This is a genomic window from Gordonia aurantiaca (assembly GCF_039939235.1).
GTDB lineage: Bacteria > Actinomycetota > Actinomycetes > Mycobacteriales > Mycobacteriaceae > Gordonia.
In genome coordinates this window covers 117,608-136,895 of record NZ_JBDUUF010000001.1, presented here as the reverse complement: position 1 = coordinate 136,895, position 19,288 = coordinate 117,608, and the positions used below count along the sequence as shown (strand labels likewise).

The 19,288-nt window shown below is 69.5% G+C and carries 19 protein-coding genes; 10 read left to right on the top strand and 9 right to left on the bottom strand.

The features are described from left to right. Window positions 1–16: 16 nt before the first annotated feature. Complete coding sequence (locus tag ABFT43_RS00610; RefSeq protein WP_347958473.1) at window positions 17–1,225, bottom strand: oxygenase MpaB family protein; 1,209 nt, start codon at window positions 1,223–1,225, stop codon at window positions 17–19. A 120-nt stretch (window positions 1,226–1,345) separates the two neighbouring features. Here ABFT43_RS00610 and ABFT43_RS00605 point away from each other — a divergent pair, with 120 nt between their 5' ends. Further along, window positions 1,346–1,915, top strand: coding sequence for a TetR/AcrR family transcriptional regulator (locus tag ABFT43_RS00605; RefSeq protein WP_347958472.1), 570 nt, complete (start codon window positions 1,346–1,348; stop codon window positions 1,913–1,915). A gap of 44 nt (window positions 1,916–1,959) precedes the next feature. On the opposite strand, the gene ABFT43_RS00600 is transcribed toward ABFT43_RS00605, so the two are convergent. The 4 genes from ABFT43_RS00600 to ABFT43_RS00585 all read right to left on the bottom strand — a co-directional run bounded on the left by ABFT43_RS00600 (window position 1,960) and on the right by ABFT43_RS00585 (window position 5,821). Beyond that, window positions 1,960–2,424, bottom strand: coding sequence for a DUF4442 domain-containing protein (locus ABFT43_RS00600; RefSeq protein ID WP_347958471.1), 465 nt, complete (start codon window positions 2,422–2,424; stop codon window positions 1,960–1,962). Window positions 2,425–2,543: 119 nt separating this feature from the next. After that, window positions 2,544–4,136 carry an MFS transporter gene (locus ABFT43_RS00595; protein WP_347958470.1) on the bottom strand — a complete coding sequence of 531 codons (1,593 nt, stop codon included), beginning with the start codon at window positions 4,134–4,136 and terminating at the stop codon, window positions 2,544–2,546. A 100-nt stretch (window positions 4,137–4,236) separates the two neighbouring features. After that, entirely contained in the window at window positions 4,237–4,425 is a 189-nt protein-coding gene (locus tag ABFT43_RS00590; protein WP_347958469.1) for a hypothetical protein, read from the bottom strand. A gap of 211 nt (window positions 4,426–4,636) precedes the next feature. After that, window positions 4,637–5,821 (bottom strand): ATP-grasp domain-containing protein, encoded by a 1,185-nt coding sequence (locus ABFT43_RS00585; RefSeq protein WP_347958468.1) that lies wholly within the window; start codon window positions 5,819–5,821, stop codon window positions 4,637–4,639. Window positions 5,822–6,068: 247 nt separating this feature from the next. On the opposite strand from ABFT43_RS00585, the gene ABFT43_RS00580 reads away from it, so the two are divergent. The 4 genes from ABFT43_RS00580 to ABFT43_RS00565 all read left to right on the top strand — a co-directional run bounded on the left by ABFT43_RS00580 (window position 6,069) and on the right by ABFT43_RS00565 (window position 9,344). After that, window positions 6,069–7,217, top strand: a complete 1,149-nt coding sequence (locus tag ABFT43_RS00580; RefSeq protein ID WP_347958467.1) for a DMT family transporter — start codon at window positions 6,069–6,071, stop codon at window positions 7,215–7,217. 88 nt (window positions 7,218–7,305) lie between these two features. Continuing rightward, entirely contained in the window at window positions 7,306–8,196 is an 891-nt protein-coding gene (locus ABFT43_RS00575; RefSeq protein WP_347958466.1) for an SCO6745 family protein, read from the top strand. 8 nt (window positions 8,197–8,204) lie between these two features. Further along, window positions 8,205–8,678, top strand: coding sequence for a nuclear transport factor 2 family protein (locus tag ABFT43_RS00570; protein WP_347958465.1), 474 nt, complete (start codon window positions 8,205–8,207; stop codon window positions 8,676–8,678). Between the two features lie 9 nt (window positions 8,679–8,687). Then, complete coding sequence (locus ABFT43_RS00565) at window positions 8,688–9,344, top strand: phosphoribosyltransferase (RefSeq protein WP_347958464.1); 657 nt, start codon at window positions 8,688–8,690, stop codon at window positions 9,342–9,344. A gap of 73 nt (window positions 9,345–9,417) precedes the next feature. On the opposite strand, the gene thiG is transcribed toward ABFT43_RS00565, so the two are convergent. From thiG to thiO, 3 genes are read right to left on the bottom strand one after another with little or no spacing between them, the layout of a single operon-like run. Continuing rightward, window positions 9,418–10,236, bottom strand: a complete 819-nt coding sequence (thiG, locus tag ABFT43_RS00560; protein ID WP_347958463.1) for a thiazole synthase — start codon at window positions 10,234–10,236, stop codon at window positions 9,418–9,420. Further along, window positions 10,229–10,429: a sulfur carrier protein ThiS gene (gene thiS, locus ABFT43_RS00555; protein WP_347958462.1), complete on the bottom strand. Its 201-nt coding sequence runs from the start codon at window positions 10,427–10,429 to the stop codon at window positions 10,229–10,231. The genes thiG and thiS overlap by 8 nt, the downstream gene beginning before the upstream one ends. Then, complete coding sequence (thiO, locus tag ABFT43_RS00550) at window positions 10,426–11,532, bottom strand: glycine oxidase ThiO (protein ID WP_347958461.1); 1,107 nt, start codon at window positions 11,530–11,532, stop codon at window positions 10,426–10,428. Before thiO ends, thiS begins: the two co-directional genes overlap by 4 nt. 203 nt (window positions 11,533–11,735) lie before the next feature. On the opposite strand from thiO, the gene thiE reads away from it, so the two are divergent. Together thiE and ABFT43_RS00540 are read left to right on the top strand one after the other, a co-directional pair. After that, complete coding sequence (gene thiE, locus ABFT43_RS00545) at window positions 11,736–12,434, top strand: thiamine phosphate synthase (protein ID WP_347958460.1); 699 nt, start codon at window positions 11,736–11,738, stop codon at window positions 12,432–12,434. A 406-nt stretch (window positions 12,435–12,840) separates the two neighbouring features. After that, window positions 12,841–13,209, top strand: coding sequence for a hypothetical protein (locus ABFT43_RS00540; RefSeq protein ID WP_347958459.1), 369 nt, complete (start codon window positions 12,841–12,843; stop codon window positions 13,207–13,209). A gap of 59 nt (window positions 13,210–13,268) precedes the next feature. Here ABFT43_RS00540 and ABFT43_RS00535 read toward each other — a convergent pair whose 3' ends face one another. After that, window positions 13,269–13,751 (bottom strand): NUDIX hydrolase, encoded by a 483-nt coding sequence (locus tag ABFT43_RS00535; protein WP_347958458.1) that lies wholly within the window; start codon window positions 13,749–13,751, stop codon window positions 13,269–13,271. Between the two features lie 336 nt (window positions 13,752–14,087). Between ABFT43_RS00535 and ABFT43_RS00530 the strand changes: the two genes are divergently transcribed. From ABFT43_RS00530 to ABFT43_RS00520, 3 genes are read left to right on the top strand one after another with little or no spacing between them, the layout of a single operon-like run. Further along, window positions 14,088–15,539: a hypothetical protein gene (locus tag ABFT43_RS00530; RefSeq protein WP_347958457.1), complete on the top strand. Its 1,452-nt coding sequence runs from the start codon at window positions 14,088–14,090 to the stop codon at window positions 15,537–15,539. Further along, complete coding sequence (locus ABFT43_RS00525) at window positions 15,536–16,564, top strand: glutamate ABC transporter substrate-binding protein (RefSeq protein ID WP_347958456.1); 1,029 nt, start codon at window positions 15,536–15,538, stop codon at window positions 16,562–16,564. Before ABFT43_RS00530 ends, ABFT43_RS00525 begins: the two co-directional genes overlap by 4 nt. Then, entirely contained in the window at window positions 16,564–19,278 is a 2,715-nt protein-coding gene (locus tag ABFT43_RS00520; RefSeq protein ID WP_347958455.1) for a serine/threonine-protein kinase, read from the top strand. Before ABFT43_RS00525 ends, ABFT43_RS00520 begins: the two co-directional genes overlap by 1 nt. Window positions 19,279–19,288: the final 10 nt, after the last annotated feature.

Here is a 19,288-nt window from a genome sequence, read left to right as displayed (position 1 = left end):
TCCCGAGCGGTGGGCATCACGACATCGACGCCGGCTGACCGGATCTCCCGGCGTCGGGGGCCGTGTCGACCAGGTCTGCGCTGGTACGGTACAACTTCCGCATCCGCGCCATCTCCTCGTCACGCACGCGATAGGCCTTCTCGATCCGTGCCCGCGCACGGCGCCCGCCGCCGAGCCGCTGCGCACGACTCACCAGTGACAGGACCGGCCCGATCCGCGATAGCACGTGCTTCATCTTCACGTCGGGGATACCCAGTGCGTCGGCATCATGATCGCCGATGAACACCCGCTGCAGGCCATGCATCGTGGTGGTGGCCATCCGTCGCCGCCAGCTCTGCGGTCCCGGAAGGACATTCGCCAACTCGGGCACGAGATAGTCGTCGGTGAGCGCGACGACGAAGTCGCGGTCGTCCTGCTCCGGCCCGGGCGAGGTCAGCCGGTACAGCTCCTCGATGCGCACGTGGTCGGCCTCGCACGTCGGATTGAGTTCGGGGCTCATGCCGATCACGTGGCCGACATAGCGCCACAGGTGGTAGATGTCCTCGAGTTCCCGGTCGGTGAACCGCACACCGAGCGTGTGCATCGCGTCGATGGCGATATGCCCGAACTCTGCCATCGTGAACGCCATGTAGGGTTGCGGAATCGGTACGCCCCAAGCATTTTCGTCCCAGTCACCGCGCCGCCACAACATCTGCCGGACGTGCGCATGGATCATCCGCACGCGGACGGTGTAGGCGAATCCCGCACCGTGACGGCGCATCCCGCCAGGAGTGATCACCTGGCTCAGCCATTCTCCGACCTCGACCGACCGGACCGCCGGCTGGGAGACGTAGCGTCCGGTGACGGCGAGCGGCTTGGCCGCGATGGTGTTGCCCGCACCGCGCACCAGCGACGCCGCACCCAGGACGATCCCGAGCGGCGCGGTGTTGACGATCAGCGCATCCGCGGCGCGGGCCATGCGGTCGTGGTCGACCCAGTCGGGTTCGTCGTCGAGGAAGGCGAACAGGGCGCGCATCGACGCGGTCGGTTCGTCGAGCGCGTCGATCCCGTGCGCGAGCGCGGTCTGCAGCAGGGAGATCACCGAACCGCCCGGGTGGGTGTCGGCGGCGACCGAGTCGGCCAACGGATCGGCGAGCCACATCTGGTCGAGCCACACACGGCCCGCCTCGCCGTACCGCGACACGGCGAGGTCGGCGTTCACCAGATCGGTGGGGATCCGTTTCATGAAACCAGGAGAACACGAGGCGGACTCACTTACCATTCACTTTTCGTGAGCCCCTCGACCCCGGCGAAAAGACCTTCTCGACAAGCACGGAAGTCGCCGCGCCAGGAACGCAGCCGGGAGATGCGACAACGCCTGCTCACGTCCACCCTCACGCTGCTGGAGCGTCATCCCGAGCGGCGGCCCACCACCGCCGAGCTCGCCCGGACCGCGCACGTGAGCATCGGGACCGTCTACCGGTACTTCGCCGACATGGACGCGATCGTCGAGGAGTTGCGCCTGGCCGCGGTCCATGACATCACCGCGACGCTCGCCGGCGGCATCGGTCGTGCCATGGATCAAGAGCCGCTCGACGCGATGATCACGGTGGTCGACACCCTTGTCACGGCTTTCGAATCCCACGCGGCGGTGCTGCGTGCCGCTCTCGAACTGCAGAACGTCGGCTTCGGGGAGGCATGGGGCGAGGTCGAGCGGCCGCTGCTGCCCCTCGCCCGCATCCTGCCGTCTCGGTTGCGCCCCGACCTCGACGACCGGGCCATCGACGACCTGGTGTTCCTCACCATGGGCGCGACCGCGAGCCTGTGCCTGCGCATCGCCCTGCTGCGCCCGGCGGACGCCGATCGTGACTCGCTGATCGCGATGGCGGCGCGGATGTTGCTGGCGGCCTTCGACGTTCCCGCTCGCGAGTCCTGACGACGGCTCCCGCCCGGGCGTGCGCAGGATCGGTCCGGTGTGGATCAGGCCGCGACCGCGGAACGCTCGCGCACCTTGCGTGCGTACACCTGGCGACGCACCCGCGCGACGACCACGCCCCGCTCGTCGACGATCTCGGTCTCGAACCAGGTGAGGCTCTTGTCTCCGGCGGCGGTCTCGGCGCGGACCTGCTCGACATCGGCGGGATCCACCCGCATCGTCGCGGTGAGCAGTCCGCGTCCCGGGCTGAGGTAGTCGATCTCGCCCGCGGCGTCCCACACGACGTAGCCCTTGCCCAGCTGGTGCATGAGCAGCAAGGCGAAGAACGGGTCGGTCATCGACGAGAGTGTCCCGCCGAACGCGGTGCCGAAGGCGTTCCGGTTCAGCTTGGTGACGCGATGGGTGACCGTCGCCGACGACCAGTCGTCGGCGATGTGCTTCACGCGCACTCCCGCGCCGAGGAACGGAGGCCAGAGGTTCATCCCGAACCGCAGCTTCTTCGCGGTCATCCGCATGCTCGTTCTCCTCGCCCTATGTCGACCTACATATGCCGATCCACATAGGAGAAGAAATCAGGTGGCATCGCGCGTGGTCAAGACCGGGCGCCCGGGTGTGACGAGAGCCACCATCACCCTGCCGACGAGAGCGTGCGCTGCCTCGCGTACTCGGCCATGGCCTGCTTCTCGGCGTCGTGCTTGGGATAGAAGACGAACACGATCAGCGCGCCGAGCAGCACGATTCCCGCCGCGGCACCATAGGCGGCCCGGTCGCCGTGCACGAACGCGTCGCGGGCGGCGGCGATGATCTCCTCGGCGTACTGCGGGTATCGCTCGGCGAGGACCTCGGCACTCGAGAACGACTTGGTCAGTGCGTTCTCGGTCTGCTGCGTGACCTGTCCGGCCTGCGGCGAGTTCTCGATGGCCTCGTGCAGGTTCTTGGCGTAGCCGGCGGTCAGGATCGCACCCAGCGTCGACTGCAGGATCGCGCCGCCGAGGTCACGCTGCAGATCCGACATACTCGACGCCATGCCCGCGCGCTGCACCGGCACCGACCCCGTCAGCGACTGCGACGCGGGCGTACCGGCCAGCCCGACCCCGATGCCGACGAGGACGTACACCATCACCACGACCCAGAAGCTCGCGTGGTCGTCCCAGGTGAACATGGCGCCCAGCAACCCGGCCACGATGAAGGCGTAGCCGAGCAGCAGCGTGAACCGCGACCCCATGCTGTGCACCAGGCGGGCCGAATGCGGGGCGACGACGACCATCGCGGCGGCGGACGGCAGGATCGTGGCGCCGGCGACGAGCGTCGAGTAGCCGAGCACGTTCTGCATGTACTGCTGGCCGATGTACATCGCGCCCATGAGGGTGCCGAAGACGATGATGCCGCCGAGCGCGGCCACCCAGAACGTGCGTCGCGCGGCGATCCGCAGGTCGAACAGCGGCACGCGAACCCGCAACTGCCGCACCACGAATCCCGCCCCGGCGACGATCGCGACCGCCGCGAGGACATAGACCTGCAATCGCTGGTCGGAGTCCGGAGCGAAGTTGATGGCGAGCACGAGTGAACCGACCATGACGATCGACACGATCCCCCCGACGTTGTCGACCACCGCCGCGGCGTCTCCGTCGTCGGTGGGTACCAGCCACCATGCCGCCGCGAGCGCGAGGACCGCCAGCGGCAGCGTCGCGAGGAACACCGCATGCCATTCGGCCACCTCGAGCAACGCGCCCGCGAGCAGCGGACCGAGCGCGGATATCGCCCCGCCGAACGCCGACCACGCCGCGATCGCCCTGGTGCGCTTGGCGCCGGTCCACAACGCGGTGATGATCGCGAGCGTCGTGGGATAGGCGAGACCGGCCGCGACGCCGCCGACGAGACGTGCACCGAACAGGACCTCGACGTTCGGCGCGAACCCGGCGAACACGGAGGCCGGGATCGACAGGCACATGCCGGTGACGAGCAGGCGCTTGCGGCCGTGCCGGTCACCGAGTGCGCCGAAGTACAGGACGGACGCCGCGAGCCCCAGCGAATAGCCGACGGCGACGAGATTGAGCTGCGTCGAACTGGCGTCGAGGTCCTTGCCGATGTCGGGCAGCGCGACGTTGGCGACCGCGAGGTTGATGTTGGCGACACCCGCCACGAGGATGAGCGCGATGATGACCGCGCGGGCGCGTGACGGCGAGGTTCCCTCTTCGACCCGGGTAGTCGTCGACGTCATCGGGAAATCGTACGTGCGTGCCGGTGACCTGCGCGAGGAGTGCGCACGTCACCGGCACGGATTTGGCTCGTGTGCCGCCAGGGGAACCGGAGCGGAACCCCTAGAAGCAGATGTCGACGTCGGCCGAACCGACCGGCAGGTCGATGCAGATCGACGCGGAGCCGACCGCCGGGTGCGGCTGCACGAACAGCGGCGCCGCCTGTGCTGCGGAGGCACCGGCGAACCCGAGTCCGGCCGCCGCGAAGAGCGTGACGGCACCGATGGTCAGACGACGGTTGATCTTCTTCATGTCTCAGCTTTCTCCTGGAGCAACGGTTTCCACCCCCGGCTCTGTCGGCGACCCCTCGTCGCCACAGCTGACGAGGGCCGAGTCTACCCGGCGCAGGCGCCGTTCCGTGTCGATCCGGAAGACGAACCACTGTCCGTGTCGAGAACCCGATCGCGGCGAACCAGGGGATCTCGCAAGACGTCGGGGGTGTCAGAGACTGACGTCAGGGGTTTCAGAGACTGATGCGCAGGCCGTCCCACTCGTGATCGTGCATGAAGCCCTCGGCGAGACCGACCCTGTACTTCGCACAGCTGCGGAGGATGCCCGCGTAGGCGAACGGCAGCATCACGGCCGGCGTCTGGTCGCCGGAGCGGGTGATGACATCCTGCGACCGACGGAAGTCGCGGGCGAACTGCCGCATGGAGCGGCCCCGCCGCGAGGGTGCGCGCCAGCCGTAGAGAAGCATGCCGATGCCGATCATCCGGTCCACGTCCGGCGCGGGGGTGATGATCTCTACGTCGGGGTCGTTGGTGCCGAGGAATGCGCGGTCGACGCGGTCCTCGGGCGAGAACATCATGATTCCGCTGGTCGCCCGCGGATTGCACTCGATGCAGAACAGATCCCTGTCCGGACCGTCCTCGATGAAGTCGAAGCCGATCTGTCCGGTGAAGTTGACGCGCTTCACGATGTCGGCGACCCACGCCTGGATGCGCGGATGGTCGACGGACTTGAAGTTGAGGCACGAGCTGCCGTCGATGGCGTAGTCGACCGGGTAGGTGGCGTGCGCGTGGACGCGGCCCTCATGACACACCGAGTAGGTGCAGTACTTGTCGCCCGACGCCCACTCCTGGGCCACCCAGGGGTTGAGTTCGTCGTGCTCGAGCCAGGTCAGCGGATCGCCGGGCTGGACCTTGTGCACCTTCTGCGAACCGCGCGAGTAGCTGCGCTTGAGCGCGAACGGCTTGTCGAAGTCGAGTGTCGCGGCGTCCTCGGGGCCGGTCACCCGCGCGAACTTGCGGGTCGGGATTCCGAGTTCGACCAGCAGTCGCTGGAACTCGTATTTGTGATGCAAGCGGTTCTCGAGGTCGAAATCGGAGAGGAACAACCGGCATTTCGGGGGGAACAGCTCCGCGAGCATCGCGATGATGTCCGTTTCCTCATGCACCGGGATCACCATGTCGACGTCGTTCTCGGCGACGATCTTCGCGACGGCCTGGCAGTACTCGAGCGGCTCGAACTTGGGCGGCGGAACACGGTGGAATTCGTCGACGGCGTTGGAGAAACGGCTGATCACGACCGGTATCGAGTCGACCACGGTGACCCGGTGGCCGCCCGCCGCCAGCAGTCGCGCGAGGTTCAGGGAAAGGAACGATCGGGCGAATGTGATGAGTACATGGGCTCTGCCGGCGCTGTCCACCCGATGCAGTGTAGTGCGGGCGATCCACACCGGATCGTCGGTCTCGACACGGACCCGGTGTTGAATGAATCCGGACACTGCGGGAATATTCGCTATCGAAATGTCGGTTCGTCCTGTTAGTTTGCGCACGATCGGGCAGAACGCCCTGATCGGTGTCGTGACGCAGGAGGTTGACTGGTCGTCGGGCCGGTTCTCCGTCCCCGGGGGTCACTCGCGGGCGGGACGACGGCCCGGAGTTGGAGGAGGCATGCAACTGTTCGTCGTCGGTGTGATCGCCGCATGCCTTGCCGCCGTCGCCTACGGGATGTCGACGGTGCTTCGTGCGCTCGGTGCACGCCGGGTCGCCGCGGCCGCGGCCGAGGAGGGCAAGGACTTCAAGAACGACGCCGGTGCCCCGACGGTCTCCTCGACGATGTCCACCTTCGTCGACCCCGCGTTCATCCTCGGCACCACGATGGTCGTGTTCGGCTTCGCCGGCGGCGCCCTCGCCGCCCGGTTCCTGCCGCTGTTCCTCTCGCAGACCATCGTCTCGGCGAATCTCGTGGTGACCGCACTGCTCGGCGGGATCATCCTCAACATCGCGCTGCACACCCGTGAATGGGTCGCCATCTGGCTCGTCGTGCTGTCGCTGTGCTTCCTGGGGATGTCCTCGTCGCATCAGACGGGTGGCGGCGAGGAGATCGGCTTCCACTGGGGGCTGTTCCTGGCGACCGTCGCGCTGTGCGCATTCGCGCTCTTCGGTGTCTACAACCTCGGCTCGGCGGCGGGTGCGATCGTCGGCGGCGCGTGCGCCGGACTCCTCTTCGGCATCATCGCGATCGCCGTGCGCATCCTCGACGGCCTGCAGCCGTTCAACCTCGTCGAGCTGCTCACCGACCCGGCCGCCTGGACCATCGCGGTCGCCGGCGCCGTCGGCTTCTACGTGCACACCGTGGCGCTGCAACTCGGCGCCGTCAACGGCGTCACCGCGGTCCTGGTCGTCGGTGAGACCGCCGGACCGAGCCTCGTCGGCGTCATGTTCCTCGGCGACACCGCCAAGCCGGGGCTCGGCTGGCTGGCCACCCTCGGCTTCGTCGGCGCCGTCGTCGGCGCGGTCCTCGTCGCCTGGTACGGCTCGGTCGATCCCGATCACCTCGGTGAGGCCCCGCCGATGAAGGGCGGCTGGAAGCGCGGCCGTGAGGAGCCCGAGGAGGCGCCCGAGCCCGAGGGCCTCGAGGAGCTCGAGACCCGCTGCTCCTCCGGCGAGATCGACACCAAGCTCGGCCCCGACCGGTTCCACCACGGCCGTCCGCGCACCGACATCGACACCGGAACCCGCGACGGGTCCCCGGATCCGCAGCGCGGCACCGAATCCGGGGACCGCTCGGTCGGCAGCCGCGACACCCGCCGCAACTGACGGTCGTCGGCCCCGCGGCGAACGGCACATCCGAGTCGCGCGCCGGCAAGTGGTTGACACACGTCACACCTCTGGCGAAGGTGGGGTGATGACATCCCCCACCTCGGAGTCAACCCGTACGGAATCCGTCTCCCGCCTCGCCTACGAGACGCTCGAACCGTTCCACGTCCTCGCCTACTTCAACCCGGGACTCGGCCGCGCCCAGGAGGACACCGGTCTCGACGGGCACGCCTTCTACGTCGGCGCTCGCGGGGCCCCGCTGGGCCCCTGCTCGCCCTCGGTGGTCACCGCGACCTTCTACAACTTCAAGCCGGAACTGATCGCCAAGTCGTGGGCGACTGCCTGCAACGTCGGCCTGGAGAAGGTACACGAGCGCCGCAACGCGATGCTCGACGACTCGCTCCGCGAGATCCTCGGTGACGCCTTCGACGACGCCCTGCTCGACGACCTGGCCTCGCGCTACACCGAACTCGCCTCACGCCTACCACTTTCCGGACGTCCCCTCGCGGCCGCCTGGGCGTCGGTCCCGGCTCCCGACACGCCGCGCCTGCGGCTGTGGCAGGCGATCGCGGTGCTGCGCGAGTGGCGCGGCGACAACCACATCGCTGCGCTGGTCCTCAACGGGCTCAACGGGTTCGACGCGGCGGTCTTCCACGAGGCCCAGTTGCCCGACCCGACCGTGCGCCGCCGGGTGATGGGCAAGCGGGTCGTACTGCTGACCCGCGGCCACTCCGACCAGGATTGGGAGGACAGCGTCGACCGACTGGTGGAGGCGGGCCTCGCCGAACGAGTCGACGACGGACCGGTCGGTCATCGCCTGACCGCCCGCGGGGCCGCCGTGTACGACGACATCGAGGCCACCACCGACGCCGCGGGCGAATCGGTGTGGGCGGGATCGGAGGAACTCCTCGAGCGAACCCGACCGATCGTGAAGACCGTCATCGAAGCGGGAGTACTCCCGGGAACGAGGAACAGATGAGCCAGTCGATGGAAGCCACTCCCACCGACCTCTCCGCAGATCTGCGCGAGATCGAGACCCTGAAGTACCGCTACCTCCGGGCTCTCGACACCAAGGACTGGGCGACGTTCGAGTCGACGCTCACCGAGGACGTGACCGGGAACTACGGGGAGAGCCTGACCTTCGCCGACCGGACGGAACTGGTCGGGTACATGCGTGCCAACGTCGGCCCCGCGGTGATCACCGAACACCGCGTCGCCCACCCCGAGATCGAGATCGCCGGCGACACTGCCCGCGGGCGTTGGTATCTGCAGGACCGGGTGATCGTGACCGAGTTCTCGTTCATGCTCATCGGCGCCGCTTTCTACGAGGACACCTACCGGCGCACCGCCGACGGCTGGCGCATCTCCTCGACCGGGTACGACCGCACCTACGAGGCCACCGTGTCCCTGGCCGACCTGCCGAGTTTCTCGCTCAAGGTCGGCCCCGCCGTTCATCTCTGAGGCCTCCGGATGTCGTCGCGCGTGTTCCCCGACCGGCGGACCGCGGGACGCCGCCTCGGTGGCCGCGTCGGCGTGGTGTTGCGGGAACGCCCCGATCTCGCGCCCACCAGGCCGGTGGTCATCGGGCTGGCACGCGGCGGCGTGCCGGTGGCCGGGGAGGTCGCCGACGCGATCGGCGGAGACCTGGATGCACTGGTGGTACGCAAGATCGGCGCGCCCGGGCACGAGGAGTTCGCCATGGGCGCCATCACCGCCGATCACCTGGTGGTCAACGACGACGTCCCCAACCGGCTCGGGGTGTCGCGGGCACAGTTCGACGCGGTCGTCGCACGCGAACGGCGAATCCTGCACGAGCGGGAGGACATGTACCGCGGCGGACGGCCGCGGATCGACGTCGCCGGGCGACCTGTGATCCTCGTCGACGACGGGCTCGCCACCGGATCGACGATGGCGGTCGCGGTGGACTCGGTGAGCGAGGCCGGCGCCTCGAAGGTCATCGTGGCGGTGCCGACCGCGCCGTCGGATGCGGTCGGGCCGTTGCTCGACCGCGGCGTCGACGAGGTCATCGTCCTGACGATGCCCGAACCGTTCGAGGCGGTCGGACTGTCCTACGAGGACTTCGGCCAGGTCGACGACGACGAGGTGATCGAGTGCCTCCAGCGGTGATCCGGAACCGTCGAACCGACCGCCGCCGAGGCACGCCGAGCAGGCGACGAGTGCCTCGGTTGCCGAGGTGGCCTCAGCCCGCCGGATGCCGGTCTGCTCCCGGTGACGACGCCTGCGCCCAGAACCGCTTGGGAATCCTGCCCGCGGTCGCGGCCAGACGCCCGGCGACCACGGCGTGACGCATCGCCGCCGCCATCCGCTCCGGGTCGTCCGCGCGAGTCACCGCGGTGGCGAGCAGCACTCCGTCACAACCGAGTTCCATCGCCAGGGCCGCGTCGCTCGCGGTGCCGATACCGGCGTCCAGGATGACGGGCAGCGGGTCGTCGTAGGCGGTCGAGCAGTGGTCGACGATCATCTCGATGTTGTGCGGGTTGAGGATCCCCAGTCCGGTGCCGATCGGTGCGCCGAGCGGCATCACCGCGGCGACGCCGAGATCGGCCAGCCGGGCGGCGAGCACCGGGTCGTCGTTGGTGTAGGCCAACACGGTGAACCCGTCGGCCACCAGCGCCGCGGCGGCATCGACGAGCTCGATGGCGTCGGGCATGAGGGTGCGCTCGTCGGCCACGACCTCGAGCTTGACCCAGTCGGTCTCGAATGCCTCCCGCGCGAGCTGGGCGGTGAGCACCGCCTCCGCGGTGGTGTGACATCCGGCGGTGTTGGGCAGCACGGAGATACCCAGGCGGACCAGCAGATCGAAGACCCCGGTACCGGAGGCGGCGTCGACGCGCCGGACCGCGACCGTGGTGAGTTCGGTTCCCGACGCGACGAGCGCGCGTTCGAGGGTCGCGAGGTTCGTCGCCCCGCCGGTGCCGGTGATCAGCCGCGAGGTGAACTCACGACCGCCGATCCGCAGCGGGTCGGCGCCGTGGATGTCGGGATTCTGCTCAGCCACCCTGCACCGCCGTGACGATCTCGACGACGGCACCCGCGGCCACGGTCTCGGTGTTCCAACTCCCGCGCGGGACCACCGCGCCGTCGACGGCGACCGCGATGCCGCGGTCGGGAAGGCCGAGTCGGGTCACGACGTCGGCCACCGACACGTCGCCGGTGACGTCGAGGGGTTCTCCGTTGACGGTGATGGTCACTGGTGCTCTCCTTCCAGGATGTCGACGACCCGCTCGGCGGTGATCGGGGCGAGGACGATGCCGTTGCGGCCGTGTCCGGTCGCGACCACGGTGTTCGCGTCGACGCGCGCGATGACCGGCAGGCCGTCGGCGGTGCAGGGACGCAGACCCGCGGCCGCCTCGACGAGTTCGTAGGTGCGCAGACCGGGCATGACCTCGATCGCGTCCGCCAGCAGATCGGCGACCCCGCCGGCCTGCGGTGTGCGGTCGGAGAAGTCGCCGGTCTCGTATTGCGTTGCGCCGACGACGATCCCGTCGGCGCGGGGCACCAGGTAGACGGCGCGCCCATGGACACGGGCGCGGACGACGTGCGTCGGCGGCGGCACCGACAGCCGGGTGCGGCGCAGACGCAGGATCTCACCCTTGGCGGCGTGCAGCCGGAGCTCGCGCATCAGTGTCGCCGAAACCAGTGCGAGACTGCCCAATCCGGCGGCCACCAGCAGTTGCGCGGCCGGCCCGAGGTCCGCGCGGAGGTCGGCGAGCGACTCCACCCGAGCATCGACGACCTGCACGCCGGCGGCCTCGGCGGTGCGTCGCAGCGCGAACAGCAGCAGCCGGTTGTCGACCGACCACTCCCCGACCGCGCGATACCCGCCGACGAGGCGCGAACTGAGCGCTGGCTCGAGGGCGCGGATCTCACGACCGGTCACCGCGCTCAACGTCGAATCGGTGCGCGGCTGGTGCGCCCACACGAAATCGGCCAGGTGGCGCAGGTATTCGGCGTCCGCTGCACCGGTCGCGACGAACAGCGAATCGGTGGCGGTGACGACGGCCGGTTCGTCGAGTCGTTTCACGAGGGCAGGCCAGCGGCGGACCGACTCGACCGACAGCTCGAGTGCGGCCTCCTCACCGGGCTGCCCCTCCCCGAGCGACCCGAGCATGCCGCCGGCGACCCAGGACGCGCGTTCGGCGTGCCCGGCATCGAGGACCCGCACCCGCCAGCCGGCGTCTGCGGCGGCGAGCGCACAGGTCAGGCCGATGACCCCGCCGCCGACGACGGTGAGTGCACGCGTCCCGCGGTCTGGATCATCGACCCGGTTCGCGTGCTGATCCTGATGGCTCACGCCGTGTTGATTCTGGTGGCTCACGCCGTGTTGATTCTGGTGGCTCACGCCAGGATTCACCTTCCTTCGCCGGAATGACCCGGATCAGGTTCGACGGTCAGCGGAGAATCGGTCCGCACTCTCAGCCCGGCCGCCCGGACTCCCGTGTGTTCTCGCCGACCACCATACGCCCGCGGTCACGGCCCGCCGCTAGCCTGGTCGCCGTGGGTTCCCCTTCGTCGCAGTCTCCGTCAGCGCTCCGTACCGACCGGCTCCGTCGCCTCGGGTCGGCCCGGCTCTACCTGTGCACCGACGCCCGGCGGGAACGCGGCGACCTGTTCGAGTTCGTCGACGCGGCGCTGTCCGGGGGTGTCGGCATCGTGCAACTCCGGGACAAGGGATCGCCCGGCGAGAAGCAATTCGGTGTGCTCGAGGCACGTGAGGAACTGGCACTGCTGGCCGAGCTCCGCCGGGTCGTCGACGCGCACGGTGCGCTGCTCGCGGTGAACGATCGCGCCGACATCGCAGCGCTGTCCGGGGCCGATGTCCTGCACGTCGGCCAAGGAGACCTGCCGCCGGAACAGGCCCGCCGGATCGTCGGACCCGACGTGATCATCGGGGCGTCGACCCACGCCCCGGGCGAGGCCGCCGCTGCCTCCGCCGACCCGCATGTCGACTACTTCTGCACCGGCCCCTGTTGGACCACGCCCACCAAACCCGGGCGCGCGGCCGCCGGACTCGACCTCGTCGACAGCACGGCCGCCGCGGCGCCGTCGAAGCCGTGGTTCGCGATCGGCGGCATCGATGCGGCGCGCGTGCCCGAGGTGACCGCGCGGGGTGCGCAGCGCATCGTCGTGGTCCGCGCGATCACCGCCGCCGACGATCCGGCGGGGGCCGCGCGGGAACTCCTCGGTCTGCTGTAGGCCGTTCGGACGCCCGAGGCTTCGGGCGTCCCGTTCGATGCCCTCCCCGCATTCCCCGCGGTCGCGCGAAGAACCGGAGAAAAACCGTTTGCGGGCCGACCGCCGGTGGGTCTACCCTGGGCGGACCATGTGCATCAAGAGCGCTCTCCTCGTAACCCGCCGCAGCGGGGTCTGATCCAGACCGACCCCCCGCTGCGGGTTCGGTTTGCGCTCTTCTCGTCGGTCATCCGTTCTTCGAACGAAATCGACCTCCATGATGCATCTCCTTCGACTTCCACCGGCATTCTCACCTCGTGGCGAGCTCACGAGGGGTCCCGCGCATGACGATCGCGCGGCATGCGGCGACCCGTTCATGACCAGGTTCGCCCGCCCGCTCCCGAGCGGAATGCGCGAGGAGGCCCGCGGCATGAGCTGGCAACGATTCACCGACGAGTACGCCGCGAGCGGCGCCATCCGCCTGGGCTCGTGGTCGGTCACGCCGGCGCGCGGCGACCTGGTCGAGTGCCGCGCGACCATCGCCGTCGCCGACCGGATCATGTCGTGCAGCGCGACCGCGGCCGGCCCGATGGGCGCGATGACCTCGATCCTCTGCGATCTGGGTGCACCCGTCCAGATCAACCGGCTGCACCAGCGCCGACTCGACGACGGCGCGGTCGCGACCTTCCTGCTCTGCGAGAACGAAGGGCGTCAGGCCTGGGCGTACGGACAGGGAGCCACCGGCGACGAGGCGAACATCGCGGCACTGATCGCGGGCGCGAACCGGTTGATGGGCTGAACCCGGCCACACGCGTGGGGCGTGCGCCTGCGGTTCTGTGTCAGCCCTGCGGGCCTGTGTCAGCCCTGCGGGTCCAGGGCGGCGATGCGCTCCCGCAGCATCGGCCAGGCAGAGCCGAACGCGGGGTGCAGCGGCAGCTGGTGGACGTGACGCTCGTCCACCCACCGCAGTTCCGTCGACTCGAAATTGGCGACCGTCGCGATCGGCTCGTCGGTCTCGGCGATGACGGTCGTGTAGGTCCAGCCGCTGGGGGCCTCGTGGGTGACGACGGCCGCGATGACGCGCAGTTCGTCGCGGTTGATGCCGGCCTCCTCCTCGGCCTCGCGGATCGCCGTGTCGACCGGGCCCTCGTGCGAGTCCCGGGCTCCGCCGGGCAGTGCCCAGGTGCCGCCCTGGTGTGACCATGCTGCGCGGTGCTGCAACAGGACGCCCGTGGCCCCCTCGGGCAGCGGGGCGCGCAGCAGCAGTCCCGCCGCACCGTGAACACCCCAATACCGTGAACCATCGGGATCGATCACCCAGCCGTCGCCGTCTCCGCGCACCACGCCTCCTAGCGGCCCGCCCCTGCCATCGGGCCGGACTCATTCCACCGTAAGTGAGACTCGTCCGGCCTGCCAGCGTGATCGCGAACCATCATGACGAAATGGGGCCGTCGATCGGTCCGCCGACCTGCCGGGCGATGACCGGAGGAACGCTCCGAGATGGCATAGGCTGAAACACGCACGACCCGGTGAGCGATGACACCGACAGCCTGGAGCACCGAGACGGGTCCATGTCGAGGGCTCCACGACGAGGTCGCGGGAAGCCGGAACCGACACCTCCGGTGACCCATCGACCACCGGAGACGATCCACAGCACTCTGAGAAGGGATCAGGCAGGTGACCGGCGACGCGTCCTCCGTGCGGACGGTGTTGACGCGTGGCGGTCGGACCATCCGGCCCGCCCAGTCGTCGCCGCCCATCCGGCAGGTCCTCGCCGATCGTCGCGAACTCGTCGCCGCCGCCCGCGAACGCGCGCAGTCGCCGTTCCAGACCATCCGCAACTACGCGCTCACCACGCCGGGCAAGTTGATCCTGATCTGCCTGCTCCTCGTGGCCGGGTGCGTCTCCACCGGCTGGTACGCGTCGACCGTCCTCGACGACCGCACCCACACCCTGCAGCGACTCATCGACCGAACCGAGCCGCTGGCCGAGGCGGCGCAGGTCCTCTACTCCTCCCTGTCGATCGCCGACGCGTCCGCCAACGCGGCGTTCATCTCCGGTGGCCTCGAGAGCCCGGAACTGCGGCAGCGCTACTCTGATGCGCTCGCGACCGCGGCGTCGTCGTTGATCCTCGCGACCGGCACGTCGAGCGAGCCCGGTTCGGCGACCGAGGAGGACGCCGCCGAACAGGCGCTGTCGGCCGACCTCGACACCCTGTCTACCTCGATCCCGGTCTACAGCGGCCTGGTCGAGACCGCGCGCACCAACAACCGCCTGGGCAACCCGGTCGGCTCCGCTTACCTCGGCCAGGCGTCGGCGTTGATGCAGGACAAGATCCTGCCCGCGGCGCAGCGGCTCTACGAGCGGCGGTCGATGGCGATCGCCGATCCGCAGAAGTCGCTGACCCGGCCGCCGTGGACGGTGTACATCCCGCTGCTGTTGCTGCTCACCGCGCTGGTGCTGACATCGCGCTATCTCGCGCGCAAGACGCGGCGGCGTTTCAACATCGGCATCCTCGGCGCGATCGCCGCGCTGTCGCTGGGCACGGTGTGGCTGTTGGCGTCGGGCCTGATGTCGGTCGCCGCGACCAGCGACGCCCGCAACCACGGCGCCGACCCGCTCCGGGAGCTGACCGCCGCCCGCATCCTCACCCAACAGGCCCGGTCGGCGGAGACACTGTCACTGATCCGACGCGGAGACCAGGGCGGACTCGAGCGGACGTTCTCGGCCACCACGTCGAAGATCGACGACATCATCGCCGACGTCCGCAGCACCGCCGCGGAGAGCCCGGATTCGGTGACCACCGAACAACTCGACGCGGTGAGCCGGGCGCTGGTCGACTGGAAACGCACCGACGCCGCGGTGCGCCGGTACATCCAGACCGGCGACTTCGACCGCGCGCGTCAGCTGACCGTCGGCGAGGGCCGCAACAGCTCCGCTCAGGCGTACGCAGCAGTCGACACCGCCCTCGTCGATGCGATCACCACCTCGCGCACGGCGTTCCGCGACGACATCAACACCGCGCAGCGCGTGCTCGGGTTCACCGGAACCGGCATCCTGCTGCTCTCCCTCCTGGCCGCGATCTCCGTCGTGGTCGGGCTCGTCCCCCGCATCCGGGAGTACCGATGACCGCCTCACGTCCGACCCCCGCCGACCCCACCCGATCCGGCCGGTCGCGCAGACCCTGGCTCGCCGCTGCGGTGCTGGCGTTCGTGGCCGTCGTGGCGACCGGGTGCGTCCGCTTCCCCGCCGAGGAGTCTCCGCCCCCCACCGCGACCGCGGGGCCGCTGGTGCTGCCCGGCGTGCAGACCGACGTCCCGGTCGAGCCGCCGCCGAGTTCGGAGGCGTGCAATGCGACGCAGACCCTGCGCCCGCCCGCGCAGATGCCCGAGCCCGCCCGCATGCCGCCGGGTTCCACGATGGCCGGCATATTCGAACGCGGCCGGCTGATCGTCGGGCTCGACATCGGGTCCAACCTGTTCAGCTTCCGCGACCCGATCTCCGGCGACATCCAGGGCTTCGACGTCGACATCGCCCACGAGATCGCCGCGGCGATCTTCGGTGACCCGCAGCGCGTGGAGTTCCAGGTGCTCAGTTCCGCACAGCGGATCGACGCCCTGCGCGACCGCACCGTGGACGTGGTCATCAAGACCATGTCCATCACCTGCGACCGGTTGCGCGACATCTCCTTCTCCGCGCCGTATTACGTGGCGTCGCAACGCATCATGGCGTTCCGCAACTCGAACATCGCCGGGCCCGCCCAGCTCGCCGACAAGCGGGTGTGCGCGGCCCGCGGCACCACCTCGATCGGGCGTATCCAGTCCATCCAGCCGCGGGTGCGGATGGTCAGCACGACCACGTGGGCGGACTGCCTCGTCCTCATGCAGCAGGGCCAGGTCGACGCGGTGACCAGCGACGACGCCATACTCGCAGGTCTCGCGGCGCAGGACCCGTGGGTGCGTGTCGTGGGCCCGAGCCTCGGCGAGGAGTTCTACGGCGTCGGGATCCCGAAGGGCCAGGACGACATGGTCCGCTTCGTCAACGGCGTCCTGGAGGAGATCCGCGCCTCCGGCCGCTGGCAGCAGATCCGCGACCGTTGGCTGGCCATCCTCGACGACGGGTTCGGCGCCCCGCAGCCGTCGTATCGGGATTGATGCCGATGGCTCACGCACACGAACCGGCCGACCACTCTAGTCCCGACCCACACGGGCCGGGACACGACGACCTCTCGACTCCCGAGGAGGTCGGCACACAGCGTGTCTCGCTCGCGGATCTCATGGGCGACGACACCGACACCGACCGGCACCCGCCGGGCACCCGGGACGCCGGTCGGTCGGACGACGATCCCGGGGACGCCGGGTCACGGGAGGACGGGTCGTCGGCCGGCCGTCCCGACGACGGCGACGCCGACCAGACCGTCGAGGTGGGCACCCAGAAGGCCGACCTGTCCGCCTTGATGGGCGACGACGAGGACGCCGACGCCGACGGGGACGGGGACGCGCGGACCACCGAGCCGCGCACCACCGACCCCGCGGTGGGAACGCAGCGAGCCGCACCGGATTTCACCGTCGGCATCGGCCCCCGGGAACACGGTCCGCGCGCGGACGCCGACGACCGGACCGATCGCGTCGTCCGCGCGGGACCGCCTATGCCGCACGCCGACTCCGGGCCGCTCGGACGCCGTCTCGTCCCGCGGCGCCGTCCCCCGGTGCACGAGCGACGCCTTGGTGGCGGCCTGGTCGAGATGCCCAAGATCAAGGACATCGAGCCCGAGGACGCGGTCATCGATGATCCGGTCATCGCCGAGAGCAAGCGATTCTGTTGGCGCTGCGGCAAACCCGTCGGCCGGTCGGAGGGCGAGGGGCAGGGCCCGCCGTCGGGCGACTGCCAGAACTGCGGCGCCCATTACTCGTTCGTCCCCGGCCTGGCCCCGGGCACGCTCGTCGCCGACCAGTACGAGATCGCCGGCGCGATCGCTCACGGCGGACTCGGGTGGATCTATCTGGCCATCGACCGGAACGTCAGCGACCGACCCGTGGTGCTGAAGGGCCTGCTGAACTCCTCGGATTCGGAGGCCCAGCGGGTCGCGGTGGCCGAGCGGCAGTTTCTGGCGTCGGTCAACCATCCCGGCATCGTCAAGATCTACAACTTCGTCGAGCACGTCGACGACAACGGTGAACGCTTCGGCTACATCGTGATGGAGTACATCGGCGGCCAGACGCTCAAGCAGATCACCTCCGGTGATCCCGAGAGGTCGCTGCTGTCGGTGGAACAGGCGCTCGCCTACATGCTCGAGGTGCTCCAGGCCGTGGGGTACCTGCACTCGGTCGGCCTCGTCTACAACGACGTCAAGCCGGAGAACATCATGGTCGGCAGCGACGAGGTCAAGCTCATCGACCTCGGTGCGGTGTCGCCGATCAACGGCTACGGCCACCTGTACGGCACCCCGGGTTTCCAGGCGCCGGAGATAGTCAAGACCGGACCACAGGTCGCCACCGACATCTACAGCATCGGAAGGACTCTCGCTGTCCTGACCGTGCCGATGGAGATGCGGAACGGACGCTACGTCGACGGACTGCCCTCGCCGGAGGACACCCCGGTGTTCCGGGACAACCCGTCGTTCTACCTGCTGCTGCAGCGCGCGACGGCGCCCGATCCCGCGGACCGGTTCGCCTCGGCGGAGGAGATGAGCACCCAGGTGCTCAACGTGCTGCGCGAGACGGTCGCGGTGCACACCGGCGTCCCGCGTCCCGCGCTGTCGACGGTGTTCACGCCGCAGCGGTCGACGTTCGGGACCGACCTGATGCTCGCGCCCGTCGACGGCTTCTTCGACCCCGACCAGGCGGCGTTCTACGACCCTGTCGACATCGCGAGAGCACTGCCGCTGCCGCTGGTGAACCCGCTCGACCCGGCCGCGAGCCTGCTGACCTCGGCGGCGCTGTCCGACCCGAGGCAGACTCTCGACACGATCAACACCGCGCGGGCCGAGGGCTTCGCATCGCTGTTCGGCGGACGTCCGAGCGATGACGCTCACCCGTCGCTGGAGATCGACCTGGCGGAGGCGCGCGCACATCTGCAACTCGACGACGTCGACACCGCGCTGGAGTTGCTGCGGGAAGTCCGTGTGCACCACGGCCCTTCGTGGCGCGTCGACTGGTACATGGGCATCTGCGCGCTGATGAACGACGAGCCCGAACTCGCCTACGAACGGTTCGACGAGGTCCTGCAGGCGATGCCGGGGGAGGTCGCGCCGAAGCTCGCGGTCGCCGGCACCGCCGAGCTGATCGGCCGGTGGCTGGCCGACGAGAAGGAGTCGAAGGACTCCGAGGAGAAGATCGCCCGGCTCTACGACGTCGCCCAGCACCACTACCACGACCTGTGGCTGACCGATCACAGCATCGTGACCGCGGCGTTCGGATTGGCGCGTCTGGCGGTGGCGGCCGGCGACTACGAGGGCGCGGTGCGCCCGCTCGACGAGGTGCCGCCCACCAGCAGGCATTTCAACACCGCACGGCTCACCGCGATCATGGCCCTCGTCCACGGACGACCGACGTCGGAGGTCAGCCGCGAGCAGATCGTCGAGGCCGCGCGCCGTCTCGAGCAGATCCCCGACTCCGAGCCACGCAAGCCGCGCATGCTCTTGATCGTGCTCGGCACGGCGCTGGGCTGGATCGTCGACCATCCCGAGGAGGAGTCCTCCGACAAGGAGCCGTCGACGATCCTCGGCTTCCCGTTCACCGAGTACGGGATCCGCGTCGGCACCGAGAAGTCCCTGCGGCGGCTGGCGCGTCAGACGCGCACCAACCGCGAACACCGGTTCATGCTCGTCGACCTCGCGAACTACGTACGGCCGAACACGCTGTTCTGACCCAGCCCCC